Origin of the sequence: Micromonospora sp. NBRC 101691 (genome assembly GCF_030269285.1) — a bacterium.
Lineage (GTDB): Bacteria > Actinomycetota > Actinomycetes > Mycobacteriales > Micromonosporaceae > Micromonospora > Micromonospora echinospora.
Genome location: NZ_BSTB01000011.1, coordinates 33,694 through 58,110, shown reverse-complemented (window position 1 = coordinate 58,110; position 24,417 = coordinate 33,694). Strand labels below are relative to the sequence as shown.

20 protein-coding genes are annotated in these 24,417 nt (G+C 72.7%); 12 read left to right on the top strand and 8 right to left on the bottom strand.

The window, feature by feature from the left end; translation table 11 throughout:
* The gene (locus tag QSK20_RS18005) at window positions 1-897 is read right to left on the bottom strand and encodes an MmyB family transcriptional regulator (RefSeq protein ID WP_285789753.1); all 897 of its coding nucleotides are present in this window, start codon (window positions 895-897) and stop codon (window positions 1-3) included.
* A 360-nt stretch (window positions 898-1,257) separates the two neighbouring features.
* Between QSK20_RS18005 and QSK20_RS18000 the strand changes: the two genes are divergently transcribed.
* Together QSK20_RS18000 and QSK20_RS17995 are read left to right on the top strand one after the other, a co-directional pair.
* Complete coding sequence (locus QSK20_RS18000) at window positions 1,258-1,701, top strand: DoxX family protein (protein WP_285789752.1); 444 nt, start codon at window positions 1,258-1,260, stop codon at window positions 1,699-1,701.
* Window positions 1,702-1,835: 134 nt separating this feature from the next.
* Window positions 1,836-2,258 carry a hypothetical protein gene (locus QSK20_RS17995; RefSeq protein ID WP_285789751.1) on the top strand — a complete coding sequence of 141 codons (423 nt, stop codon included), beginning with the start codon at window positions 1,836-1,838 and terminating at the stop codon, window positions 2,256-2,258.
* A gap of 51 nt (window positions 2,259-2,309) precedes the next feature.
* Here QSK20_RS17995 and QSK20_RS17990 read toward each other — a convergent pair whose 3' ends face one another.
* On the bottom strand, window positions 2,310-2,693 hold the full coding sequence (locus tag QSK20_RS17990) for a cytidine/deoxycytidylate deaminase family protein (RefSeq protein WP_285789750.1): 384 nt from the start codon (window positions 2,691-2,693) through the stop codon (window positions 2,310-2,312).
* Between the two features lie 169 nt (window positions 2,694-2,862).
* Here QSK20_RS17990 and hrpA point away from each other — a divergent pair, with 169 nt between their 5' ends.
* A complete protein-coding gene (gene hrpA, locus QSK20_RS17985; RefSeq protein WP_285789749.1) occupies window positions 2,863-6,960 on the top strand; it encodes an ATP-dependent RNA helicase HrpA in 4,098 nt (1,365 codons plus the stop codon).
* A gap of 12 nt (window positions 6,961-6,972) precedes the next feature.
* Here hrpA and QSK20_RS17980 read toward each other — a convergent pair whose 3' ends face one another.
* Window positions 6,973-7,899 (bottom strand): LysR family transcriptional regulator, encoded by a 927-nt coding sequence (locus QSK20_RS17980; protein WP_285789748.1) that lies wholly within the window; start codon window positions 7,897-7,899, stop codon window positions 6,973-6,975.
* 78 nt (window positions 7,900-7,977) lie between these two features.
* On the opposite strand from QSK20_RS17980, the gene QSK20_RS17975 reads away from it, so the two are divergent.
* The 4 genes from QSK20_RS17975 to QSK20_RS17960 all read left to right on the top strand — a co-directional run bounded on the left by QSK20_RS17975 (window position 7,978) and on the right by QSK20_RS17960 (window position 13,612).
* Window positions 7,978-8,667 (top strand): succinate dehydrogenase cytochrome b subunit, encoded by a 690-nt coding sequence (locus QSK20_RS17975; RefSeq protein WP_285789747.1) that lies wholly within the window; start codon window positions 7,978-7,980, stop codon window positions 8,665-8,667.
* 2 nt (window positions 8,668-8,669) lie between these two features.
* Window positions 8,670-10,607, top strand: a complete 1,938-nt coding sequence (locus QSK20_RS17970) for a fumarate reductase/succinate dehydrogenase flavoprotein subunit (RefSeq protein ID WP_285789746.1) — start codon at window positions 8,670-8,672, stop codon at window positions 10,605-10,607.
* Complete coding sequence (locus QSK20_RS17965) at window positions 10,604-11,365, top strand: succinate dehydrogenase/fumarate reductase iron-sulfur subunit (protein WP_285789745.1); 762 nt, start codon at window positions 10,604-10,606, stop codon at window positions 11,363-11,365. Before QSK20_RS17970 ends, QSK20_RS17965 begins: the two co-directional genes overlap by 4 nt.
* A gap of 540 nt (window positions 11,366-11,905) precedes the next feature.
* A complete protein-coding gene (locus QSK20_RS17960; protein WP_285789744.1) occupies window positions 11,906-13,612 on the top strand; it encodes a hypothetical protein in 1,707 nt (568 codons plus the stop codon).
* Between the two features lie 90 nt (window positions 13,613-13,702).
* Here QSK20_RS17960 and QSK20_RS17955 read toward each other — a convergent pair whose 3' ends face one another.
* The 4 genes from QSK20_RS17955 to QSK20_RS17940 are packed head-to-tail and all read right to left on the bottom strand — an operon-like array spanning window position 13,703 to window position 17,337.
* A complete protein-coding gene (locus tag QSK20_RS17955) occupies window positions 13,703-14,878 on the bottom strand; it encodes an ABC transporter permease (RefSeq protein ID WP_285789891.1) in 1,176 nt (391 codons plus the stop codon).
* 53 nt (window positions 14,879-14,931) lie between these two features.
* Window positions 14,932-15,618 carry an ABC transporter ATP-binding protein gene (locus QSK20_RS17950; protein WP_285789890.1) on the bottom strand — a complete coding sequence of 229 codons (687 nt, stop codon included), beginning with the start codon at window positions 15,616-15,618 and terminating at the stop codon, window positions 14,932-14,934.
* Window positions 15,619-15,643: 25 nt separating this feature from the next.
* Window positions 15,644-16,798, bottom strand: a complete 1,155-nt coding sequence (locus QSK20_RS17945) for a peptidoglycan-binding protein (protein ID WP_285789743.1) — start codon at window positions 16,796-16,798, stop codon at window positions 15,644-15,646.
* Window positions 16,795-17,337, bottom strand: coding sequence for a hypothetical protein (locus tag QSK20_RS17940; RefSeq protein ID WP_285789742.1), 543 nt, complete (start codon window positions 17,335-17,337; stop codon window positions 16,795-16,797). The genes QSK20_RS17945 and QSK20_RS17940 overlap by 4 nt, the downstream gene beginning before the upstream one ends.
* A gap of 140 nt (window positions 17,338-17,477) precedes the next feature.
* Here QSK20_RS17940 and QSK20_RS17935 point away from each other — a divergent pair, with 140 nt between their 5' ends.
* From QSK20_RS17935 to QSK20_RS17915, 5 genes are all read left to right on the top strand, one after another.
* The gene (locus QSK20_RS17935; RefSeq protein WP_285789741.1) at window positions 17,478-18,134 is read left to right on the top strand and encodes a response regulator transcription factor; all 657 of its coding nucleotides are present in this window, start codon (window positions 17,478-17,480) and stop codon (window positions 18,132-18,134) included.
* Entirely contained in the window at window positions 18,131-19,309 is a 1,179-nt protein-coding gene (locus tag QSK20_RS17930) for a sensor histidine kinase (protein ID WP_285789740.1), read from the top strand. Before QSK20_RS17935 ends, QSK20_RS17930 begins: the two co-directional genes overlap by 4 nt.
* Window positions 19,310-19,385: 76 nt before the next feature.
* The gene (locus tag QSK20_RS17925) at window positions 19,386-20,570 is read left to right on the top strand and encodes a zinc-dependent alcohol dehydrogenase (protein ID WP_285789739.1); all 1,185 of its coding nucleotides are present in this window, start codon (window positions 19,386-19,388) and stop codon (window positions 20,568-20,570) included.
* 113 nt (window positions 20,571-20,683) lie between these two features.
* On the top strand, window positions 20,684-21,685 hold the full coding sequence (locus tag QSK20_RS17920) for a serine hydrolase (protein ID WP_285789738.1): 1,002 nt from the start codon (window positions 20,684-20,686) through the stop codon (window positions 21,683-21,685).
* A gap of 56 nt (window positions 21,686-21,741) precedes the next feature.
* Window positions 21,742-22,875: an MBL fold metallo-hydrolase gene (locus QSK20_RS17915; protein WP_285789737.1), complete on the top strand. Its 1,134-nt coding sequence runs from the start codon at window positions 21,742-21,744 to the stop codon at window positions 22,873-22,875.
* A 10-nt stretch (window positions 22,876-22,885) separates the two neighbouring features.
* On the opposite strand, the gene QSK20_RS17910 is transcribed toward QSK20_RS17915, so the two are convergent.
* Window positions 22,886-24,397, bottom strand: a complete 1,512-nt coding sequence (locus tag QSK20_RS17910) for a deoxyguanosinetriphosphate triphosphohydrolase family protein (RefSeq protein ID WP_285789736.1) — start codon at window positions 24,395-24,397, stop codon at window positions 22,886-22,888.
* Between the last annotated feature and the right edge of the window lie 20 nt (window positions 24,398-24,417).

The following is a 24,417-nucleotide window of genomic DNA, read 5'->3' as shown; positions in this document are numbered from 1 at the left end:
TCACGCTCTGCGCGGACGGGCGGAATCGACGACGTCAGCGGTCGATCCGGACACCGGGAACTCCGCCGCGTCGACGAGCCGTTGAAGGGCCTTGGCCGTCTCCGGGTCGGTGGGGAGGAATGCCTCCACCGCCAACTCGGAGACGGTCACGTCCATGGGTGTGTTGAACGTCGTGGCCGTCGAGATGAACGAGAGCACCTGGCCGTCGACCTCCACCTGGAGCGGCAGCGCGAAGACGTGGCTCTCACGGAGGTGGCCGCCGCTGACGCGATCGGCATCGGCGCCCCGCCGCTGCAGTGCCGGATAGGAGACGAGTTCCCCGTGCAGTTCCCGCAGCTCGTCCGAGCCGCGTAACGCGATCTGCCGTTCGATCCGCTCCAGGAGATGCGCCCGCCACTCGTCGAGATTGCGGATGCGGGACGCGAGTCCCTGCGGGTGCAGGATGAGCCGCATCGCGTTCAGCGGTGGAGCCAGCAGGAACGACGGCAGGCCGTGCAGCAGGGCCCGCACTCCACGGTTGGCGGCCAGGACATCGTAGGTGCCGTTTATCACCAGGGCGGGGTTCGGCTCGTACGCGGCCAGCAGGCTGTCGAGACCGGAGCGCAGGGCCCTCATCTCCGGGGCGGCCAACGGGGTCTCGGGATAGACCGGCGCATAGCCGGCCGCCACCAGCAGCGCGTTCCGCTCCCGCACGGGAACGTCGAGACCTTCGGCGAGACGCAGGACCATGGCCTGGCTGGGCTTGGCGCGGCCGGTCTCGATGAAGCTGACGTGGCGTGCCGACGTGTCGATGCTGAGAGCCAGTTCGAGCTGGGTGATCCTGCGTCGCCCACGCCAGCCCCTGAGCAGGGTCCCCACGGTCGGGCCCTGATCGGCCCGCTGCGCGACAGTCGTCACCTCCCCGACGATACCCGGCCGCCTGGACCTTTCCGACCTACGGTCCGGCGCTGCGGCTCCTTCCCAACGGCGGGCGGGAAGGAGCCCCGGTGCCGACGTCAGAAGTCCTCGGGGACGCGGATCCGGTCCCGGACGAGGCAGGACAGAAAGAAGCTTCTGGTTTCAATCATTGAGCTTTCAACAATCTCCCGGTACGGTGGTCGACGAGGCAGGACCGCCCGAACCGGCGGTCCAGCTGCCGACGCCGCTGGTTTTCACGCCGCTCGGCCCTCCTCCGGCCGGCGGTGACACCGCGGGCCGTCGCCTCCGCCGGCCCCGAACGGCCGGCGTCCCACCGTCGCCCAACCGAGGAGAACACCCATGTCCCTGCCTGCTTCCGTTCGTGACGTCGCGATGCTGCTCGCCCGGATCGGCGTCGGCGTCGTGTTCTTCGCCCACGGCTGGCAGAAGCTGGTCACCAACGGCGTCGACGGCACCGCCGCCTTCTTCGACCAGTCCGGCGTCCCCCTGCCGACGCTCGCCGCCTGGTTCGCCACCGCCGTGGAGCTGCTCGGCGGCGCGGCGCTGGTCCTCGGCCTGGCGGTCCCGGTCGCCGGGGTGCTGCTCGCGCTGAACATGCTCGGCGCCTACGTCTTCGTGCACGCCGGCAACGGCATCTTCGTGGACCAGGGTGGCTACGAACTCGTCCTCGCTCTCGGCGCGGCGGCGCTGCTGCTCGCCGCCGTCGGCGCCGGCCGGTTCAGCCTGGACCACGTGCTGTTCGGCCGTCGCCGCGCCGCCACCCCGGTCACCGCCGGCGTCTGACCCGGCGCCACCGCCCGACCCGCGCCACCCGCCACTGCCCGACCTGCACCGGCACTGCCAGCCGTCCGCCCTCCGCCCCACCGGGTGGTGGACGGCTGACAGGGGTGGTGGCGGGTGGCGCATAGTCTCGGGCCATGCCTGCGGCACGTAACAGCACAGCCCGACTGATCGTGGCGGCCGTCCTCGTCGGGGTGCTCGCCCTGGGCCTGGTGGCTCTGGGCTGGTGGCTCCGCGACTGGGAGTTCTCCACCGACCGGGACCGGTACCTCGATCCCTCCTGGTGGGCCGGGGTGATCGTCATCGGCCTCGGCAACCTCGCCTTCGGCAAGGTCGGCTTCAAGATCGCACTGGCCGTCGTCGCGGGCGGCGCGGCCCTGCTCTGGGCGCGACGCCGACGCGCCGACCACGCCGACCCTGACCACGCCACCGACCCGGAGCACACCACCGGCGTGGGCGCGGTCGCCGCCCGCACGGGCACGGACGACGGCGACCAGCCGGCTGGAATCAGCACGACCGACGAGGGCTCCGACGCCGGCCGGTCGGCGCAGCACCGGTAGGAGACCGGCCCGGGTTTCCCGGAGCCGCAGCGGTAAGCCCGGCCGCCCCGGTCAGCGTTGCGGCGTCGCGCTGGGCGTCGGCAGGTCGGCCAGGGGCAGCACGTGGGGTTCGTCCATCGGGCCGACGATCACCCGGATGGCCGGGAAGTGGTCGAGGAGCAACCGCCGGCACCGGTGGCAGGGCGTCAGGATCTCCCGCCCCCGCTCCCCCACCGCGACGATCGTCTCCAGCTCACCGGCGGCCTGGGTGGCGGCCGTGCCGATGGTCACCACCTCGGCGCAGGTGTCGCCCTCGGCGTGGTGGACGTTGACCCCGGTGAGGACCCGGCCCTCCGGGGTCCGGGCGGCGGCGGCCACGGTGTGCCGGGCGCCGCGGCAGCGGAGCCGGGCGACCGCACCGGCGGCCTGCACCAACGCCCGGTCGGTGTCGCGCATCGTCATCGCATCCCCCGCGCTCGATCGGCGACCAACTGTAGACCCTCCGCGTCCCCGGGGGTGACCCTCCCCGCACCCACCGGTCGGCCCCTCCGGGTGGACGACGGAGGCGGGACCGGCGGTAACCCGGGAGCGGTCCGGCGGCGGGCTGCCTATCCTTGGCGACGACATGCAGACTCCTTCCGCCTCCGCCACGCCCGACAGCGTCCGCGAGCCCTCCGTCTCCCTCGGTGAGCTGCACCGCCGGGTGGCCGCGCTGATGTTCCGCGACCAGCGCCGCGTCCAACGCCGGTTGGACGGGGTACGCCGGCTGCGCGACCCCGCACGGCGGGACGCCGCGCTGGCCGAGATCGCCGCCGACGTGGCCGGCGCGGAGGCGCGGCTGGCCACCCGTCGGGCCGCCGTACCGACGGTGACCTATCCGGTGGGTCTGCCGGTCAGCGAGCGCAAGGACGACATCGCCGCCGCGATCCGTGACCACCAGGTGGTGATCGTGGCCGGCGAGACCGGCTCCGGCAAGACCACCCAGTTGCCGAAGATCTGCCTTGAGCTGGGGCGGGGCGTGCACGGGCTGATCGGGCACACCCAGCCCCGCCGGCTGGCCGCCCGTACGGTCGCCGACCGGATCGCCGAGGAACTGGGCACCGAACTCGGTGACGTGGTCGGTTACAAGGTGCGCTTCACCGACCAGGTCAGCGACCGGTCCCTGGTCAAGCTGATGACCGACGGCATCCTGCTGGCCGAACTCCAGAACGACCGCATGCTGCGCCAGTACGACACGTTGATCATCGACGAGGCGCACGAGCGCAGCCTGAACATCGACTTCATCCTCGGGTACCTGAGGCAGCTCCTCCCGCGCCGGCCCGACCTGAAAGTGATCATCACCTCGGCGACCATCGAGACCGACCGGTTCGCCCGGCACTTCGCCGCGCCGCCGGCCGACGGCGCGGCCGAGGGGAAACCCGCGCCGGTGGTGGAGGTCTCCGGGCGGACGTATCCGGTGGAGGTGCGGTACCGGCCGCTGGTGGAGGTGTCCGGGGCCGAGGACGACGAGGGCGACGACGAGGAGAACGTCCGGGACCAGATCCAGGCGATCGGCGACGCGGTCGAGGAACTGGCCGCCGAGGGGCCGGGCGACATCCTGGTCTTCCTCAGCGGCGAGCGGGAGATCCGGGACACCGCCGATGCGCTGGGCAAGCTGGTGGAGAAGAAACGGTCGCTGCTCGGCACCGAGATCCTGCCGCTGTACGCCCGACTCTCCACTGCCGAACAGCACCGGGTCTTCGCCCCGCACAGCGGACGCCGGGTGGTACTCGCCACCAACGTCGCGGAGACCTCGCTGACCGTCCCCGGCATCAAGTACGTGGTCGACCCGGGAACCGCCCGCATCTCCCGCTACTCCAGCCGGCTCAAGGTGCAGCGGCTGCCGATCGAGCCGGTCTCCCAGGCCTCGGCCAACCAGCGCAAGGGCCGCTGTGGGCGTACCTCGGACGGCATCTGCATCCGCCTCTACGACGAGCAGGACTTCCTCTCCCGGCCGGAGTTCACCGACCCGGAGATCCTCCGTACCAACCTGGCCTCGGTCATCCTCCAGATGACCTCGATCGGGCTCGGGGACATCGCCGCGTTCCCGTTCATCGACCCGCCGGACCGGCGCAACATCACCGACGGCGTGAACCTGCTGCACGAGCTGGGCGCGCTCGACCTGACCCAGACCGACCCGGCGAAGCGGCTCACCCCGCTGGGTCGACGGCTGGCCCAGCTCCCGGTCGACCCCCGGCTGGCCCGGATGGTGGTGGAGGGCGAACGTAACGGCTGTGCCACCGAGGTCGTCGTGATCGCCGCCGCGCTCTCCATCCAGGACCCACGCGAACGGCCGGCGGAGAAGCAGGCCCAGGCCGACCAGGCACACGCGCGGTTCACCGACAAGGAATCCGACTTCGTCACGTTCCTCAACCTCTGGCGGTACCTGCGCGAGCAGCAGCGCGCGCTCTCCTCCAGCGCGTTCCGGCGGATGTGCAAGGCGGAGTACCTCAACTACCTGCGGGTACGCGAATGGCAGGACATCGTCAGCCAGGTACGCCAGGTGCTGCGTACCCCGGAACCGGGTGAGGGGGGACGGGGCCGGCGCGGACCGGCGGACGGCGGGCGACGCGACCCGGCGGAGTCCGGTGGCGGCCGGCGCGAGCGGGGCGCGGACCTGCCGGAGGAGATCGACACCCCGAAGGTGCACCAGTCGCTGCTGGTCGGGCTGCTCTCGCACATCGGGCTGAACGACCCGCAGAAACACGAGTACCTCGGCGCGCGGGGCGCCAAGTTCGCGGTCTTCCCCGGGTCGGCGCTGTTCCGGAAGCCGCCGCGCTGGGTGATGGCGGCCGAGCTGGTGGAGACCTCCCGACTGTGGGGGCGGGTGGCCGGGCGGGTCGAGCCGGAGTGGGTCGAGCCGCTCGCGCAGCACCTGGTCAAGCGCAGCTACAGCGAGCCGCACTGGGAGAAGAAGCAGGCGGCGGTCCTCGCCTACGAGAAGGTGACGCTCTACGGCGTCCCGCTGGTCACCGGCCGGAAGGTGAACTTCGGGCGGATCGACCCGGGCCTGAGCCGGGAGCTGTTCATCCGGCACGCCCTGGTCGAGGGCGACTGGTCCACCCACCACCAGTTCTGGCGGGACAACCAGAAGCTGCTCACCGAGATCGAGGAGCTGGAGCACCGGGCCCGCCGCCGGGACATCCTGGTCGACGACGAGACCATCTTCGCCTTCTACGACCAGCGGATCCCCGCCGACGTGGTCTCCGGCCGGCACTTCGACGCGTGGTGGAAGAAGACCCGCCGGGAGCAGCCCGACCTGCTCACCTTCACCCGGGACCTGCTGGTCAACGCCGGCCGGGGCGGGGTGGACGAGGCGGACTACCCGGACGAGTGGCGTTCCGACGGGGTCACGCTGCCGCTGACGTACCGGTTCGAGCCGGGCACCCCGACCGACGGGGTGACCGTGGACATCCCACTGCCGCTGCTGAACCAGGTGCCGGCGGAGAGCTTCGACTGGCAGGTGCCGGGGCTGCGCGAGGAACTGGTGGTCGCGCTGATCCGTTCGCTGCCCAAGGCGGTGCGGCGCAACTTCGTGCCGGTGCCGGACTTCGCCCGCGCCGCCCTGGCCGCGATCACCCCCGGCGAGGAGCCGCTGCTGGACGCGCTGACCCGGGTGCTGCGCCGGATGACCGGGGTGACCGTGCCCCGCGACGCCTGGGACCCGGACAAGCTGCCGGCGCACCTGCGGGTCACCTTCCGGGTGCTCGACGACGAGAACAAGCCGGTCGCCGAGGGCAAGGACCTGCCGGCCCTGCAACGCCAGCTCAAGGCCGAGGTACGCCAGGTGGTGGCCGCCGCCGCGCCGGACGTGGCGCGTACCGGGCTGCGCGAGTGGGGCATCGGGACGCTGCCGCGCACCATCGAGCAGGTCCGGGCCGGTTACCGGGTGACCGCGTACCCGGCCCTGGTCGACGAGGGCGAGACGGTCGGGGTGCGGGTCTTCGACTCGGAGGCCGAGCAGGCGGCGGCGATGTGGGCGGGCACCCGGCGGCTGCTGCGGCTGACCGTGGCGAACCCGGCGAAGTTCCTCCAGGGGCGGCTCTCCAACGAGGCGAAGCTGGCGCTGAGCCGCAACCCGCACGGCGGGGTGCAGCAGCTCATCGCCGACGCGACCGGGGCGGCGATCGACCGGCTGGTCGCCGACGCGGGCGGCCCGGCCTGGGACGCCGAGGGCTTCGCCGCGCTGCGCGAGAAGGTCCGCGCCGATCTGGTGGACACCGTGGTCGAGGTGATGGACCGGGTCCGGAAGGTGCTCGCCGCCGCGCACGCGGTGCAGCAGCGACTGACCCGGACCACCGACCTGACCCTGGTGGCCGCGCTGGCCGACCTCAAGGGCCAGCTCGCCGGGCTGGTGCACGCCGGCTTCGTCACCGAGACCGGGTACGCCCGCCTGCCCGACCTGCTGCGCTACCTCGCGGCGATCGAACGGCGGCTGGACCGGCTGCCCGGCAACCCGCAGCGGGACCGCCAGCAGCAGGACCGGATCGCGGTGGTGCAGAAGGAGTACCAGGACATGCTGGCCGCCCTGCCGCCGACCCGGCGGAACGCCGAGGCGGTCCGGCAGATCCGCTGGATGATCGAGGAGCTGCGGGTGAACGTCTTCGCCCAGGCGCTCGGCACCCCGTACCCGGTCTCCGAGCAGCGGATCTACCGGGCGATGGACGTGGCCGAGGGACGCTGAGCCGGCCGGCGGTCAGAGCGGTGCGACGCCGGGCGGCAGGTTTCCCCGGGCGGAGGAGTCCCGGATGTGGTCGAGCAGGATCCGGCGCAGCTCCCGGCCGGCGTGGGTGGGTACGGCGTCCCGCCGGCGGGCCACCGCGATGGTCCGGCGCACCCCGGGCGGGGCGAGCGGGGTGACCCGGATGCGGGGGCGGCGGGCGACCACGATGCCCGGCACCAGGGCCACCCCGAGCCCGGCCTCGACGAAGCTGAGCACGGCGTCCATCTCGCCGCCCTCCACCGCGAAGGAGGGCTCGAAGCCGGCGGCCCGGCAGGCCTCCAGGGTGGCGTCGCGGATGTCGTAGCCCTGCCGGAACATCACCAGGGGCTGGTCCCGCAGGTCGGCGATGCGCAGCTCGCCGCCGCCGGCGGCCGGGATCGGGTCCAGTGAGGCGACCACCAGGCTCTCCCGCAGGATCGGGTCGACGCGCAGCCCCGGGTCGGTGCCCTGGCCCGGCATGATGATCAGCGCCAGGTCGAGGTCGCCGCGGAGCAGGTCCCGGACGAGGTCCTGGGAGCCGCCCTCCTCCACCCGCAGGTCCACGGTCGGGTACGCCTCGCGGAACCGGGCCAGCACCGGCGGGGCGAGCGAGGTGACCAGGCTGGGGGTGGCGCCGAGGCGGACGCGTCCCCGGCGCAGGCCGACCAGTTCCTGCACCTCGCGCTGCGCGGTCTCCACGTCGGCGAGGATCCGCTTGGCGGACGGGAGCAGCACCTCACCGGCGGCGGTGAGGGCGATGTTGCCTCGGACACGTTCGAAGAGCGGGGTGCCGAGTGACGTCTCCAGGGCGTGAACTTGCTTACTCAACGATGGCTGGGTGATCCCCACGAGATCGGCGGCTTGCGTGAAATGTCGTAGTTCGGCCACTGCCACGAAGTACCGGAGCTGATGGAACTGCATCTACATAGCTTATAGCTATACAAGCTGCGAGTTTGATGCATTGGACGACTGATTGCAGTTCCTCCTAGCGTCGATCGCGTGGTAGTCACGTCGTCCCGGTCGCCCGTCCGTTCCAGCGTCGGCCTCAAGGCCGTCATGGCGGTGACGGGCATCGTCCTGGTGCTGTTCCTCGTCGCGCACATGCTCGGCAACCTGAAGATGTTCGCCGGGCAGACCTCGTTCGACCACTACGCCCACTGGCTCCGGGAGATCGGCGCGCCGATCCTGCCCGGTGTCTGGTTCCTCTGGATCATGCGTGTCGGCCTGCTCGTGGCGGTGCTGGGGCACATCGCGGCGGCGACCGCGCTCGCCCGGCGGGCCCGCGCCGCCCGCCCGGTCCGCTACGCCCACCGCAAGAAGGTGCAGGGCAGCTACGCCGCCCGGACCATGCGCTGGGGCGGCGTGATCATCCTGCTCTTCGTGGTCTACCACCTGCTCGACCTGACCACCGGGACGCTGAACCCGGTCGGCGACCCGGGCCGCCCGTACGCCAACGTGGTCGCCGACTTCGCCCCCGCGCGGTGGTACGTCACGCTCTTCTACACCCTGGCAATCGTCACCGTCGGATTCCACCTGCGACACGGCCTCTTCAGCGCGCTGCGCAGCCTCGGCCAGCAGACCCCGCGTGGCGAGCGCCGGGCCCGGCTCGTCGCCCTGCTCTTCTCCGTCGCGCTCTGCGCCGGCTACCTGGCGGTCCCGTTCGCCGTACTCACCGGATTGGTGGACTGATCATGGATCTCTACGTCGAAGGCGACCCGGTCGCCGACGCCACGGCACCCGACGGTCCGATCGAGACCCGCTGGGACCGCCGCCGCTTCGAGGCCAAGCTGGTCAACCCGGCCAACCGCCGCAAGATGACGGTGATCGTGGTCGGCACCGGGCTGGCCGGCGGTTCGGCCGCCGCCACCCTCGCCGAGCAGGGCTACCAGGTCCGGACCTACTGCTACCAGGACAGCCCGCGCCGGGCGCACTCGATCGCCGCGCAGGGTGGCATCAACGCGGCGAAGAACTACCGCAACGACGGCGACTCGGTACACCGGCTCTTCTACGACACCGTCAAGGGCGGCGACTTCCGCTCCCGGGAGTCGAACGTGCACCGGCTGGCCGAGGTGTCGGTGAACATCATCGACCAGTGCGTGGCGCAGGGCGTGCCGTTCGCCCGCGAGTACGGCGGCCTGCTCGACACCCGCTCCTTCGGCGGCGCGCAGGTGCAGCGCACCTTCTACGCCCGGGGGCAGACGGGCCAGCAGTTGCTGCTCGGGGCGTACCAGGCTCTGGAACGGCAGATCGGGCTGGGCACGGTGGAGATGAACGCCCGGCACGAGATGCTGGAGCTGATCGTGGTCGACGGCCGGGCCCGGGGCATCGTGGTCCGGGACCTGGTGACCGGCGAGATCACCTCCGAGTTCGCCGACGCGGTGGTGCTCGCCACCGGCGGGTACGGCAACGTCTTCTACCTCTCCACCAACGCCAAGGGCTGCAACGTCACCGCCACCTGGCGGGCCCACCGCAAGGGCGCGTACTTCGCCAACCCCTGCTACACGCAGATCCACCCGACCTGCATCCCGGTCTCCGGCGACCACCAGTCGAAGCTGACCCTGATGAGCGAGTCGCTGCGCAACGACGGCCGCGTCTGGGTGCCGAAGACCAAGGGCGACCAACGTGGCCCGAAGGACATCCCCGAGGACGAGCGGGACTACTACCTCGAGCGGATCTACCCCTCCTTCGGCAACCTGGTCCCCCGGGACATCGCCTCCCGGGCCGCGAAGTACGTCTGCGACGAGGGTCGGGGGGTCGGGCCGACCGGGCTCGGCGTCTACCTGGACTTCGCCGACGCGATCGGCCGGCTCGGCCGCAACGCCATCGAGGCGAAGTACGGCAACCTCTTCGAGATGTACGAGCGGATCACCGGCGAGGACCCGTACCAGGTGCCGATGCGGATCTACCCGGCGGTGCACTACACGATGGGCGGGCTCTGGGTCGACTACGACCTCCAGTCCACCGTCCCCGGCCTGTTCGTCATCGGTGAGGCGAACTTCTCCGACCACGGGGCGAACCGGCTCGGGGCGTCCGCGCTGATGCAGGGCCTCGCCGACGGGTACTTCGTGCTGCCGAACACCATCGCCAACTACCTGGCCGCCGGCCCGTTCGCGCCGGTGACGGCGAGCCACCCGGCGGCGGTCGAGGCACGACGTGGCGTGGAGGACCGGCTCCAGCGCCTGCTGGCGGTGGACGGCGACCGGACCGTCGACTCGTTCCACCGCGAACTGGGCCAGATCATGTGGGAGCACTGCGGCATGGAGCGCTCCGAGGCCGGGCTGCGCAAGGCGATCGACGAGATCCGCGCGCTGCGCGAGCAGTTCTGGCAGCGGGTCCGGGTGCCCGGCGACGGCGAGGGGCTCAACCAGTCGCTGGAGAAGGCCGGCCGGGTGGCCGACTTCTTCGAGCTGGCCGAGCTGATGTGCGTCGACGCCCTGCACCGGGAGGAGTCCTGCGGCGGCCACTTCCGGGCCGAGCACCAGACCCCGGACGGCGAGGCGCAGCGCGACGACGAGCGGTTCGCGTACGTCGCGGCGTGGGAGTTCGCCGACGGCGACCAGCCCCCGGTGCTGCACAAGGAAGACCTGACCTTCGAATACGTCCACCCGACGCAGCGGAGCTACAAGTGAACCTGACCCTGCGCATCTGGCGCCAGAAGGGCACCCGGGACAAGGGCCGGATGGTGACCTACCGGGTCGAGGACGTCTCCCCGGACATGTCCTTCCTGGAGATGCTCGACGTGCTCAACGAGCGGCTGATCCTCGCCGGTGAGGAGCCGGTCGCCTTCGACCACGACTGCCGCGAGGGCATCTGCGGCATGTGCGGCCTGATGATCAACGGCAACGCGCACGGGCCGCAGCGCGGCACCACCGCCTGCCAGCTGCACATGCGGCAGTTCTCCGACGGCGACACCATCGACGTCGAGCCGTGGCGGGCCCGCGCCTTCCCGGTGATCAAGGACCTGGTGGTCGACCGGAGCGCCTTCGACCGGATCATCGCGGCCGGCGGGTACGTCACCGCGCCCACCGGCAGCGCGCCGGAGGCACACGCCACGCCGGTCCCGAAGGCCGACGCCGACGCCGCCTTCGAGTCGGCGGCCTGCATCGGCTGCGGCGCGTGCGTGGCCGCCTGCCCGAACGGCTCCGGGATGCTCTTCACCGCCGCCAAGGTCACCCAGCTCTCGCTGCTGCCGCAGGGCCAGCCCGAGCGGTACACCCGGGTGCTCGGCATGGTCGACGCGCACGACGAGGCCGGCTTCGGCGGCTGCACCAACGCCGGCGAGTGCACGGTGGTCTGCCCGAAGGGCATCCCGCTGAACACCATCGGCCGACTGAACCGCGACTACCTGAAGGCGACGACGAAGCGGGGCGACGCCTCCGGCGCCTGAGATTGCACCGGATGACGGTGGAAATTCCACGGACGATCGAGAACTTGTGGTGAACTCGGTCAACGGTCACGGCGCGGGTTTATGCCGAGTAAACAACGGTCCTTTTCACGCAGGCCGGAAATAGCCGCACCAGAATCCCCGGCGACAATCGCGCGAACCCGACCCGCCGCCACGCCGAGGCACTGTGGACACGCGCGCCCGCCCTGGCTGCACCTACTCTGGGGCGACCGGCACCTTGTGCACCTTTGGCCGGCTTTCGCGGTTGATCGACAATGCGCGCGACCGCCTCCCGGCACACGTTCCGCACGGGTGCGTCGATCGATCGACGGGCCACCCGTCGTTCCAAATTATTTAATGGGGAGAATCGATAGAGTGCCATTGATGAGCGTGTTAACGTCTCTCCCGCACGCTCCCGGAATGCAGTAACCCGACGCACGGGCACAGCCGGCGAGTCGTGTGGCAACCCCTCCACTCGGCGGCGAATCCGGTGGCCCGTCACGGGCTCCGCGCCGCTCCCGCACGGTGTCGGAAGGAAGACAGATGCGTCGGCTCCAACCACCAGGTCGACTACTGACCGTCCTCGTCGCACTGGGTCTCGTGACCACCTCGGCCGCCCCGGCCGCCGCCGAGGTCGAGGCCGGGGGCACCCGGCCTCCGGAGAGCGTACGGCTGCTGGCCAAGGCCGCCGCCGACGAGTGCTTCGCCGGCGTCGGCGTCGACTACCCGGCCGGGCCGCCCTGCGCGGTGGGCCAGGCGAAGGTCAACCAGTCGTACGTCTGGGGTCTGGCCAAGGCCGGGCGCAAGCTCTGGTTCGGCACCGGGGCGAACGTCCTCTGCCTCAAGCCGGAGGGCTACAACGTCCGGGAACCGATCCTGAACGACGACTACGCCTGCGAGTTCGCCAACAGCCAGCCGGCCCGGCAGAACCCCGCCCTGCCGGCCAACCTCGGCGACCACCGGCCGCCGGAGGTCTACACCTACGACCTGACGGACGAGCAGCTCACCGAACGGACCGCGGACGTCACCGACGCGTCGCCGGCGGACGCCGCCCTGCTGCGCTCGACGGCCGGGCTGCGCAGCGGCGCCGCCCACCGGGGCGTGGTCCTGCTCGCCGGCCCCAGCCTCGTCGCCGGCATCAACCTGTTCGCCTTCGACACCCTCACCGGCAACTACCTCGGCTCGACCAACCTCGCCGACTACGAGAACATCCGGCACTTCGCCGTCGCCGACGGGGTGCTCTACGCGGGCGTCGGAATGGGCACCAACGGCGGTGACGCCGGCCGGGTCCTGCGCTGGACCGGTGACCGGACCAACCCGTTCGCCTTCGCCGTGGTCGGCGACCTGCCGACCCAGGCCGCCGACATCGCCGCGCACAAGGGCCGCCTCTACGTCACCACCTGGCCGAAGGCCATCGTGGAGGGCGCCGCGGCCACCGCCGACAACACCGCCGACCTGGGCAGCCTCTGGATGAGCCCGCCGCTGGCCGACGGGGAGCCGGGCCTCACCCCGCCGGACGCCACCGGCTGGACCCAGGTCTGGTCGCCCGCCGAGTACGAGCCGGACCCGGTGGTCCGGCGGACGTACGCGCTCGGCGGCCTCGCCTCCTACGGCGGGTACCTCTACTGGGGCACCATGCACGTCCCGCTCCAGGCCACCGCGCTGCACGTCCGGGTCTACCCGCCCAAGAACCAGCAGCAGCTCCAGGCCACCGTGGAGAACACCCAGCGGGCCTTCGTCGTCCTGCGGGGCCGGGACTTCGGCGGTGCCGAGGAGACGGTCGAGACGCTCTACGGCGAGTCGGAGCTGCCGGCGTTCGACCCGACGGCGAACAACGGGGTCGGCGCCTGGGAGACCACCCCGACCGGGGTGACCCCGGCGCACGGAAGGTCCGGTTTCGGTGACCCGTACAACCTCTACGCCTGGAAGATGACCGTGGCCGCCGGCCGGCTCTACGTCGGCACCATGGACTTCGCCTACATCGCCCTGGAGGGCGAGATGCCGGCCGAGCCCGAGCCCGGATACGACCCGCCCACCTTCGGCTCCGACCTGTGGTCGTTCGACGTTCCCGGGCGGCCGGCCCGCGCGGTCGACAAGACCGGCTTCGGTAACCCGCTCAACCAGGGTGTCCGGACCATGGTCGCGGAGGGATCCACGCTCTACGTCGGCATGGCGAACCCGATGAACCTGCGGACCGACCCGAACTCGCACCTGGGCGGTTGGGAACTCGTCAAGGTGACCCGACGCTGACCCGACGCCACGCGGCGCCCGACGACCGGTGTCCCCACCGGCCGTCGGGCGCCGCACCCGTCCCCCGGGCCGGGGACGGCGTCCATCACCTCAGGGCGTGGCCAGGGCCTCGGTGGGTGACAGCCGGCTGGCCCGGATCGCCGGGTACAGCCCGGCCACCGCGCCGATGACGACCGTCGCGCCGATGCCACCCGCCATCACCCACGCCGGCACCACCGTCGGCCAGCCCTGGGAGAAGGCGTAACCGGTGGTGACGAGCACCCCGAGCAGCACCCCGCCCAGCCCGCCGAGGGCGGACAGCAGCAGGGACTCGGCGAGGAACTGGGTCCGGATCTGGCCCCGGGTGGCGCCGAGCGCCCGACGCAACCCGACCTCCGCCCGCCGCTCCAGCACCGAGATGACCATGGTGTTGGCCACCCCGACGCCGCCCACCAGCAGGGCCACCGCGCCCAGGCCCAGCAGCAGACCGGTGAACGCCTCGTCGGTGGCCTGCCGGGCGGCCAGCGCGTCCGAGGGCCGCGACACCTGGATCTCGTTGGCCTGCTCCGGGTTGGCGGTCGCCGCCAGCACGCCCCGTACCGCCTCGACGTGCTGCTCGGCGGACCGGGTGTAGATCCGGGTCGGGTGCCCGTCCAGCCCGAGGTAGGTGGTGGCCGCCGGCCAGCCGACCAGCGCCGCCGAGTCGATCTCCGGGGCGAGCGGCACCGGCCGGAGGATCCCGATCACGGTGAACCACCGGCCGTCGATGTAGACCTGGATGTCCGGTCCGGCCGCGCCGAGCCCGAGCCGTTCGGCGGCGACCGCGCCGAGCACGGTGGCCGGGTACCGGGCGGTGGCGTCGTTGAGCCAGGTGCCGTGGGCGACCGTGCCGCCGACGGTGTCCAGGACGTCCAGGGTGACCGCCTGGGTGCCCAGGCCACCGGTCTGCGCCGTCGGGATCCGGTCCGACCGGTAGACCGGCGTGTCGGCGAGCTGGGCGACCGCCGCCACCTGCTGCACCGGCCCGATCCTGGAGATCATCTCCACCGACTCGACCGGCAGTTGGGCATCGGCCCCGAAGAGGGTGCTGCCCGGCGCGACGGTGAGCAGGTTGGTGCCGAGCGCCGCCAGGGTCCGGTCCAGGTCGGCCCGGGACGACGAGGAGATCCCGACGACACTGATCATCGCCGCGATGCCGATGGCGATGCCCAGCGCGGAGAGGAAGGCCCGCAGCGGACGGGTCCGCAGCCCCACCCCGCCGACCCGCAGCACGTCGCGCGGGTGCATCCGGGCCGGCCGCAGCCGTTCCGGGCGCGTGGCGGCCCGGGTCGTCGTCGCGGTCACCGGGACACCCCCTCGACCAGCGGGACGTCCTCGGTCACGATCCGCCCGTCCCGCATCCGCACCTGGCGGGGCAGGCTCGCCGCGATCTCCCGGTCGTGAGTGATCACGACGACCGTGGTGCCGGCCGTGTGCAGCCCGTGCAGCAGCTCCATCACCCCGGCCCCCGAGGTGGAGTCCAGGTTGCCGGTGGGCTCGTCGGCCAGCAGCAGCGGCGGCTCGCCGACCACGGCCCGGGCGATCGCCGCCCGCTGCCGTTCGCCGCCGGAGAGCTGGTGCGGACGGTGGTCGAGGCGGTGCCCCAGCCCGACCCGGCGCAACGCGACCTCCGCGCGCCGGTGCCGTTCCCGCCGGGGTACGCCCGCGTAGAGCAGCCCGTCGGCGACGTTCTCCACCAGCGGTACGCCCACCGCGAGGTGGAACTGCTGGAACACGAAGCCGATCCGGCTGGCCCGCAGGGCGGACAGCTCCCGGTCGGTCAGGCGTGACGTGTCGTACCCGTCGACGGACACGGTGCCCGAGGTGGGCCGGTCCAGGGTGCCGATGACGTTGAGCATGGTGGACTTGCCGGAGCCGGAGGGACCGACGATGGCGACCAGTTCGCCCCGGCCGATGGTCAGGTCGACCCGGTCGAGGGCGGCGACGGTGTCGCCGTACCGCCGGGTCACGTCCCGCAACCGCACCACGTGGTCGGTCCCGGCGCGGATCTGGTCAGTCACCGGGCATCCCCACCGTCAGCCCCTCGACGACCCCGTCGCCGGAGACCTCCACCCGGCCGGCGGCGAAGAGGCCGGTCTTCACCGCGACGATCCGGGTGCCGGCGTCGTCCACCACCTGGAGGCCGTACCCGCCCTCGGCGAGGGCGAGCAGCGCGGCCACCGGCACGGTGAGCACGTCGGCCCGCTCCGCCGCCACGAACCCGACGTCGACCGCCGCCTGGTCGAAGCCGGTGAGGGCGGCCGGGTCGTCCCCGGTCACCGAGACCTCGATCTTCGTCTCGCTGACCGGGTCCTGTCCGGCCGAGCCGGCCGACGTCTGGACGACCGTCTCGACGGCGCCGACCCGGCCGGTGGTCCGTTTTCCGTCCGGCAGCGTGAGGGTCACCTCCGCGCCCTTGCGGGCCAGCCGCTGGTCGTCGACGTCCAGGGTGCAGGTGACCAGACGGGTGGTGCCGGTGATCGAGAGCAGCGTCCGCCCCGGGGCGACGGTGTCCCCCACCTCGGCGCCCTGGCTCGCCACCCGGACGGTGCCGGCGGCGTAGACGACCCGGCCCGGCTCGACCTGTCCGGTCTCGGCCACCCCCAGGTCCTCCTGCCAGCGGCGGACCGCGTCGGCGGTGGAGGAGGTGTAGTCGTTGTCGACGGTGAACCCGGTGTAGCCCAGGTCGGTGAGGTTCTGCTCGAACTGCTTGACGTCCCGGCCGCTGACCCCGGACCGGAGCGTCCGGTACGCCGGCAGGCTGCCGTGCAGCAGCACCACCGGGTCGTCGTCGACCCGGTACAGGGCCTTGCCCCGGGCGACCGTGCTCCCGGTGGCGGGCAGCCAGGTCAGCGTGCCGGTGTACCGGGTGTCCAGGGCGCGCGGGGTGCCGTACCCCAGCTCGCCGGTCTTGGTCTCGCGGTCGACGAGGGTCTGCCGGGCGACGGTGGTGCTGGTCGGCGGAAGCGGGTCGGCCCCGGCCGACTCCCCGGCGCTGCCGTCGGAGGCCACGCCGACCGCGACCGCTCCGCCGGCCAGCACGACGACCGCCCCGGCGGCCAGTACGGTGACCGGCCGCCACCGGCGTCGCCGGGTCGGTGTCTCCGTCGCGCCGTCCCCGTCGCCCGCCGGGGCGGCCCCGGCGGCGGCCCCCACGGGCGCGCTCACGACGTCCCCAGGCGCTCGTCGAGGTTGGGCATCACCTCGCGGCACTTGTCGAAGGCCGCCCGGACCACCGGGTCCTTCCGGTCGATGTCGGCCTTTCCGGGCTGGATCCGGCCGTCGGCGTCCGGGTCGGGGAAGTTCGGCACGCCGTTCTCCCGCATGCAGCGGGCGAGCTTGCGGACCTGGTCGACCTGCTCGGCGTTGAGCTCCCGAGGCTGTCCGCCGTTCGGGGCGAACTCGCGGCACGCCTGGAGGGCCGCCTGGACCTTCGTGCGGTCCACGTCGGAGCCCTGCCGGAAGCGCGGCCCGTTCTGGCCCGGCTCCGGATCCGCCACGTCCAGCCCCTGGTCGCGCAGGCAACTCGTGAACTTGATCCGGCGCTCCTCGTCGCTCAACGCGGCGGCGTCGACCGTCGGCTTCGCACCGCCGCCACCGGCCGTGGCCACCCCGTCGTCGGTCTGGTCGGCCCCACCGCAGCCGGCCAGACCGATGGCCGCCGCGAGGGGCAGGGCGAGCAGTACGCCCGTCAGCCGTCTCCGCATCGTCTCGTGCTCCTCATCTTTCGTGGCCGGCGGGAGAGCCGGCGTCCACCGTCGAGTCAACGTCACGGGGCGTAGCCGGGGCGTAAACGTCGGAGTGCCGTTAACGGCGTGGTTATGCCGAGGTGGGCGAGGATGGAACGGTGCGGGTACTGGTGGTCGAGGACGAACGACTCCTGGCGGACGCGATCGCCGAATGGCTGCGCCGGGAGGCATTCGCGGTGGACGTCGTGTACGACGGGGACGCCGCGCTGGAACGGCTCGGGGTCAACGGGTACGACGTGGTGGTGCTCGACCGGGACCTGCCGGTGGTGCACGGCGACGACGTGTGCCGGGCCGTGGTCGACTCCGAGCGGGACACCCGGGTGCTGATGCTGACCGCCGCCGCCGCGGTGCGGGAACGGGTCGCCGGACTGGCCATCGGGGCCGACGACTACCTGACCAAGCCGTTCGCGTTCATCGAGCTGAGCGCGCGGGTGCACGCCCTGACCCGGCGCACCCGGCCGGCCGCGCCGCCCCGGCTCGCCCGGGCCGGCATCGTGCTGGACCCGGCGCGGCTGGAGGTGACCCGGGACGGGCGGCACGTGCCGCTGTCCCGCAAGGAGTTCGGGGTGCTGGCCGAGCTGCTGCGCGCCGACGGGGCGGTGGTCTCCGCCGAGGAACTCCTGGAACGGGCCTGGGACGAGCACATCGACCCGCTGACCAACGTGCTGCGGGTGACCGTGATGAAGCTGCGCCGCAAGCTCGGCGAGCCGCCGGTCATCGAGACGGTGCCCGGCGCGGGGTACCGGATCCGGTGAAGAAGCTGACCATCCGGGCCCGGCTCACGCTGGTCTACGGCGGGCTGTTCCTGTTCGCCGGAACGGTGCTGCTCGCCGTGACCTACGTGCTGGTCGACCAGCGCCTCACCCGCGGTCTCGGGTTCGACCTACGCAGCCGGGAGAGCGGCAACGCGTCGCTGCCGCAGTCCGGCACGAAGATCACCGCCGAACAGGCGGACACTCTGCGCGGGCTGGTGCGGCAGGTACAGGAGGACGCCCGGCAGGACGCGCTGGACTCCCTGCTGACCCAGGGCGGGGTGGCGCTGGCCGTGGTGACGGTCGCCGCCGTCGCGTTCGGCTGGCTGGTCGCCGGGCGCGCGTTGCAGCCGCTCAACCAGATCACCGGGACCGCCCGCCGGATCGCCGGCGCGGACGGCGCCGGGCGGGGCCTGCACGAGCGGATCGCCCTGGACGGTCCGACCGACGAGGTGAAGGAACTCGCCGACACCTTCGACCTGATGCTGGAGAAGCTCGACCGGTCCTTCGACGGCCAGCGGCGGTTCGTCGCCAACGCCTCCCACGAGCTGCGCACCCCACTGGCGATCAACCGGTCCCTGGTCGAACTGGCCGTCACCCGGCCGGACGCCCCGGCGGAGCTGCGCCAGCTCGGGGAGACGCTGCTCACGGTGAACGAGCGGCACGAACGACTGATCGACGGGCTGCTCACCCTCGCCGAGTCGGAGAACACGCTGACCGAGCGCACCGAGGTGGACCTCGCCGAGGTGGCCGCCCACCTGACCGACCAGACCGCCGCCCGGACGACACTGGCGGTCTCCCGGACGCTGGCCCCGGCCCGGACGGTCGGTGACCCGGTGCTGCTGGAACGGCTGACCCAGAACCTGCTGGAGAACGCGGTACGGCACAACGTCGGCGAGGACGGGTGGCTGACCGTGACCACCACGACGGCCGACGGCCGGGCCGTGCTGACCGTCAGCAACAGCGGGCCGGTCGTGCCCGGATACGAGGTCGAGTCGATCTTCCTGCCGTTCCGGCGGTTGAACCGGGAGCGGGTAGCCGGCAACCGGGGCTTCGGGCTGGGCCTGTCCATCGTCCGGGCGGTGACCCGGGCGCACGGCGGCACCGTGCACGCGTCGCCCCGGCCGGGCGGCGGCCTGGTCGTCACCGTCTCGCTGCCCACCCCCGGGGCGGGATGAACGGCGGGACGGTTCACCGGTCGCTTCCCGGGTAGCAGTCCTGGACAGGACGACCCGACACGGCGGAGGAACCGGTATGCGCGCACTGACCTGGCACGGGAAGCGGGACGTACGGGTCGAGGAGGTGCCCGACCCGAGGATCGAGGAACCGACCGACGCGATCGTCCGGATCACCTCGACCGCCATCTGCGGCTCCGACCTGCACCTCTACGAGGTGCTCGGGCCGTACCTGAAGCCGGGGGACGTCCTCGGGCACGAGCCGATGGGGATCGTCGAGGAGGTCGGCCCCGGGGTGACCCGGCTGAAGCCGGGCGACCGGGTGGTGGTGCCGTTCAACATCTCCTGCGGGTCCTGCTGGATGTGTCAGCGGCAGCTCTACGCGCAGTGCGAGACCACCCAGGTCACCGCCGAGGGCAAGGGCGCGGCCCTGTTCGGCTACACCTCGCTCTACGGCTCGGTGCCCGGCGGGCAGGCCGAGTACCTGCGGGTGCCGCACGCCCAGTTCGGGCCGGTCAAGGTGCCCGAGACGGGCGCGGACGAACGCTACCTCTACCTCTCCGACATCCTGCCCACCGCCTGGCAGGCGGTGAAGTACGCCGACACCCCGCCCGGCGGCACGCTCGCCGTCTTCGGGCTCGGTCCGGTCGGACAGTTCTGCGCCCGGATCGGTCGGCACCTCGGCGCGGGCCGGGTGATCGGGCTGGACCTGGTGCCGGAGCGGCTGGAGATGGCCCGCCGGCACGGCATCGAGGTGCTCGACGTGGCCCAACTGGACGACGTCCCGGGCGCGCTGATCGACCTGGTGGACGGGCGCGGCCCGGACGCGGTCATCGACGCGGTCGGGATGGAGTCGCACGGCTCCACCGCCGGCCGGCTCGCCCAGGCCGCCGCCGGACTGCTGCCGGACAAACTGGCCCAACCGATGATCGACAAGGTGGGTGTGGACCGGCTCACGGTGCTCAAGGCCGCGCTCAAGGCCGTCCGTCGGGGCGGCACCGTCTCCGTCTCCGGGGTGTACGGCGGCGAGGTGGACCCGCTGCCGCTGATGGAGATGTTCGACCGGGGCGTGCAGCTGCGGATGGGACAGTGCCACGTCCGCCGCTGGACCGACGAGATCCTGCCGCTGCTGGCCGGCGACGACGACCCGCTGGGCGTGGAGGACCTGCGCACCCACCGGCTGCCGCTCGGCGACGCGCCGAAGGCGTACGAGATGTTCCAGAAGAAGGAGGACGGCTGCGTCAAGGTCGTGCTCGCCCCGTGAGTCCGGTGGTGCCCCACCCACCGCCGGGCAGGGCACCCACCGGAACCGTCTCATCGCCTAGGGTGACCGGGGACACCCGGCCGCACGACGAGGAGACGCGCTTGACTGCCAGGATGAACCGAAGGACCGCTCTCGGGCTGGGCACCGCGGCGACCGCCGGCGCGGTGTTCGGCAACGGGTCACCGGCGTCGGCCGAGGAGCGTGGCGTGACACCGACCGCGAGCACCCCCGCCCAGGCCGCGGCGCTGGTCGCCGCCGCGTACCAGCAGCGCATCGCCGAGGCGGGCGGCAGCTGGCAGGCGTACGTCAGCGTGGCCGACGCGGCGGGCGCGCCCCTGCCGGCCGTCAGCGACGAGCCGAACCTGCGGCTGGAGGCGTACAGCGTCAACAAGATCGCCGTGGCCACGGCGGTGCTGGACAAGGTCGACCGGGGACTGCTCACCCTCACCCAGCGGGTCGACGTCACCGAGGCGATCGTCGTCCCCGGCGGGGACGGGATCTTCAGCCTGGACGGGGCGTACCCCAGCTCGGTCACGCTCGGCCACGCTCTCGCCGCGCTGCTCACCGTCTCCGACGACACCGCGGTACGGCTCTGCGGCTCGGTCTGCCCGGCCGCCGAGCTGAACGCGATCCTGGTCGCCAAGGGCTTCCCGAACACGCAGGTGCAGCCGGTGGCCAACCCCTACCGGTTCTACCTCGGCACCAGCACGCCCCGGGAGACCCACGACCTGCTCCGGGCCCTGGTCGCCGGCACCCTGCTCTCGCCCGCCTCCACGGCGTTCCTGCTGCGGCAGCTGCGCTCCCCGATCGCGCACACCGACGGCGTCCGCCGCACCATGTCCTCCGACGAGCGCGCCCGGATCGCCAGCAAGGGCGGCTGGTACGCCAGCGCCCGCTGCGAGGCCGGCATGATCTTCGACCGGGCCGGCGCGCCGGTGCTGACGTACGCCCTCTTCGCCGCCGGGCAGGCCGACCCGGGCAACTTCGGCGGAACCCACCCGGCGGTCACGGCACGGGCGAAGATGGGACGGAGCTTCCTCGACGCGGTGGACGGGCTGACCGGCACCGGGACGGCCCACCGGGTCACCCGGCAGCGCCCGAGCAACGGCGGCTGACGCGCCGGGGGCTACCGTGGGCACCCGGAATCCACCGGGCGGAGGGGAAAACGATCATGGGGGGACGCGCGCAGCGGACACGGCGGGGCCGGGGCGGCGGGGTCGCCGGGGTGCTGGGACTGGCCGCGCTGGCCGCCCTGGCCTGGGCCGCCCGGGACGTGCCGGCCGCCCTGGGTGGCCGGCTGGCCGGTGCCCGTGCCGAACGCGTCCGCCGCTCACCGCAGTTCCACGACGGCGCGTTCCACAATCCCGCCGACGTCCGCACCACGATCGCCGACCCCGGCCGGAACCTGGTGTGGGAACTGCTCTTCGGGCAGCAGCGCCGCCGGCCCGCGCGGCCGGTGCCGCTGAGACGTCCGAGCCCCGGCAGCGGTGACGAACGGGAACTCGCCGTCGTCTGGTACGGCCACGCGTCGGCGCTGGTCGAGATCGAGGGACGGCGGGTGCTCGTCGACCCGGTGTGGAGCGACCGCTGCTCCCCGTCGCAGGTGGTCGGCCCGCGCCGGCTGCACGCCCCGCCGGTACGCCTCGACGAACTGCCCCCGGTGGACGCGGTCCTGATCTCCCACGACCACTACGACCACCTCGACATGGCGACGGTGATGCGCCTGCGGGACACCCAGTCCGCCCCGTTCCTGGTGCCGCTCGGCATCGGCGCGCACCTGGACCGGTGGGGGGTGCCGGCGGACCGGATCGTCGAGCTGGACTGGGCGGAGAGCCACCGGGTGGCCGGGCTGACCGTCACCGCCACCGCCGCCCAGCACTTCTCCGGCCGGGGCCTACGCCGCGACGGCACGCTCTGGGGTTCGTGGGTGGTGGCCGGGGAGCACCGCCGGGTCTTCTACACCGGCGACTCCGGCTACTTCCCCGGATACGCCGAGATCGGCGAGAGGTACGGGCCGTTCGACGTGACGCTGACCCAGATCGGCGCGTACGACCGGGCCTGGCCGAACATCCACATGTTCCCGGAGGAGGCGGTCGCCGCCCACCTCGACGTACGCGGCGGGCTGCTGGTGCCGGTGCACTGGTGCACCTTCAACCTGGCCCTGCACGACTGGGCCGAGCCGGTGAACCGGCTCTGGCGGGAGGCGAAGGCCCGGGGTGTCCGGCTCGCCGTGCCGCGCCCCGGCGAGCGGGTGACCGTGGACGCCCCGCCACCGGTGGACGCCTGGTGGGACCAGGTCGCCTGAGCGGTGCCGCTCAGAGCACGAAGGCGTCGGTCCAGAGCGCGCCGGAGCGACCGGAGAGCGTGTCCAGCATCGCCACCGCCTGCGAGTCGGTGAGCAGCGCGACGAAGTCGACGATGGCCCGCCCCCGGGCCCGCGCCGACCGGTCCGGGGTACGCGGGTGCAGTTCCGCCTCGGCCAACTCCACCAGGTCGTGCAGGCGGCGCGGCAGGCGGGACTCCTCCTCCGGGTCGAGCAGCCACTCCCAGAGCGCCTCGACCAGCGAGCCGAGCAGCCGGGCCTGGCCGCGTTGGTGCAGCGCGAGGTCCGGGCGGGCCAGCACGAACCGGTGGTGCACGAACTTGAGCACCTGCACCTCGTGCCACTGCGGCGCGGCGAGCTGCACGTGTCCGGAGCGCACCGACGGCTTCTCGACCACCCGGATCGCGTCGACGAACCGGGCCGTCCAGCGGGCGGAGAACCGGGCCACGTACTGCTCCGCCTCGATCGAGCCGTCGAACGGTAGCGCCAGCAGCCCCTCCACCACTTCCCGGCGGACGTGCTCGACGGCGGCGGCGAACGCCTCGTCGTCGGCGATCCAGTCGTCCTTGCGGTGCAGCTGCCGGCGCAGCCGCTCGATCGCCGCGCCGGGGCGCCGGGCGGGGCTGGCCAGCGCCGCGTCGGTGACCGACCGGTAGTGCCCGTGCTCCCGCTGCCAGGCGATCAGCTCGGCGGCCACCGCGCCCTGTTGGAGCACGCCGACCCGGTGGAAGTCCTCCACGTCGTGGATGGCGTACGCGATGTCGTCGGCGGTGTCCATCACCGATGCCTCGACGGTCTGCTGCCAGTCGGCGATCCGACCCGCGAACGGCTCCCGGGCCTGGCGCAGGTCGTCCAGCTCTGTGCGGTAGGCGCCGAACTTGGCCGAGCCGCTGGCCGGATCGTCGGGCGGGGCGGCGGCCCCCCGGGGCGGCGGGTCCAGGTGCCGGGGGTGCGGGTCGGGGTGGTCCAGCCGCGTCCACGGATACTTCAGCATCGCGGCCCGGACCGCCGCGGTCAGGTCGAGGCCGATGGTGGCCGCGCCGCCGATCTCGGTCGAGGTGACGATCCGGTACGACTGCGCGTTGCCCTCGAATCCGTCGGGCAGGCCGAGGCGCTGGCGGGCCAGCCGGTCCAGCACCCGCTCCCCCAGGTGCCCGAAGGGCGGGTGTCCGAGGTCGTGGGCGAGCGCGGCGGCCTCCACCACGTCCGGGTCGCAGCCGCCGAGGGCGGCCAGCAGGTCCCGGTACCGGTCGTCGGCGGTGAGCCGCTCGGCGATGGCCCGGGCCACCTGGGCGACCTTCAGGCTGTGGGTGAGGCGGTTGTGCACCAGCAGCCCGGAGCCGCCGGGGCTGACCACCTGGGTCACGCCGCCGAGGCGGGTGAAGAAGGGTGAGCCCACGATCCGGTCCCGGTCGGCGCGGAACGGACTCGCCGCGAGGTCACCCAGGGCACGGGCGCTCCCGCCGAAGAGCCGCCGGGCCCGGGGGTCCGCAGGTTGTTCCATGATCACAAGGCTAGCGCGGC

What these genes read in the sequence shown, in the direction of transcription:
- hrpA (WP_285789749.1), top strand. Translation starts at nt 2,863, where the DNA reads ATGCAGACTCCTTCCGCCTCCGCCACGCCCGACAGCGTCCGCGAGCCC.
- QSK20_RS17980 (WP_285789748.1), bottom strand. Translation starts at nt 7,899, where the DNA reads ATGCAGTTCCATCAGCTCCGGTACTTCGTGGCAGTGGCCGAACTACGA.
- QSK20_RS17995 (WP_285789751.1), top strand. Translation starts at nt 1,836, where the DNA reads ATGCCTGCGGCACGTAACAGCACAGCCCGACTGATCGTGGCGGCCGTC.
- QSK20_RS17925 (WP_285789739.1), top strand. Translation starts at nt 19,386, where the DNA reads ATGCGCGCACTGACCTGGCACGGGAAGCGGGACGTACGGGTCGAGGAG.
- QSK20_RS18000 (WP_285789752.1), top strand. Translation starts at nt 1,258, where the DNA reads ATGTCCCTGCCTGCTTCCGTTCGTGACGTCGCGATGCTGCTCGCCCGG.
- QSK20_RS17970 (WP_285789746.1), top strand. Translation starts at nt 8,670, where the DNA reads ATGGATCTCTACGTCGAAGGCGACCCGGTCGCCGACGCCACGGCACCC.
- QSK20_RS17910 (WP_285789736.1), bottom strand. Translation starts at nt 24,397, where the DNA reads ATGGAACAACCTGCGGACCCCCGGGCCCGGCGGCTCTTCGGCGGGAGC.
- QSK20_RS17920 (WP_285789738.1), top strand. Translation starts at nt 20,684, where the DNA reads ATGAACCGAAGGACCGCTCTCGGGCTGGGCACCGCGGCGACCGCCGGC.
- QSK20_RS17955 (WP_285789891.1), bottom strand. Translation starts at nt 14,878, where the DNA reads ATGCACCCGCGCGACGTGCTGCGGGTCGGCGGGGTGGGGCTGCGGACC.
- QSK20_RS17990 (WP_285789750.1), bottom strand. Translation starts at nt 2,693, where the DNA reads ATGCGCGACACCGACCGGGCGTTGGTGCAGGCCGCCGGTGCGGTCGCC.
- QSK20_RS17915 (WP_285789737.1), top strand. Translation starts at nt 21,742, where the DNA reads ATGGGGGGACGCGCGCAGCGGACACGGCGGGGCCGGGGCGGCGGGGTC.
- QSK20_RS17960 (WP_285789744.1), top strand. Translation starts at nt 11,906, where the DNA reads ATGCGTCGGCTCCAACCACCAGGTCGACTACTGACCGTCCTCGTCGCA.
- QSK20_RS17940 (WP_285789742.1), bottom strand. Translation starts at nt 17,337, where the DNA reads ATGCGGAGACGGCTGACGGGCGTACTGCTCGCCCTGCCCCTCGCGGCG.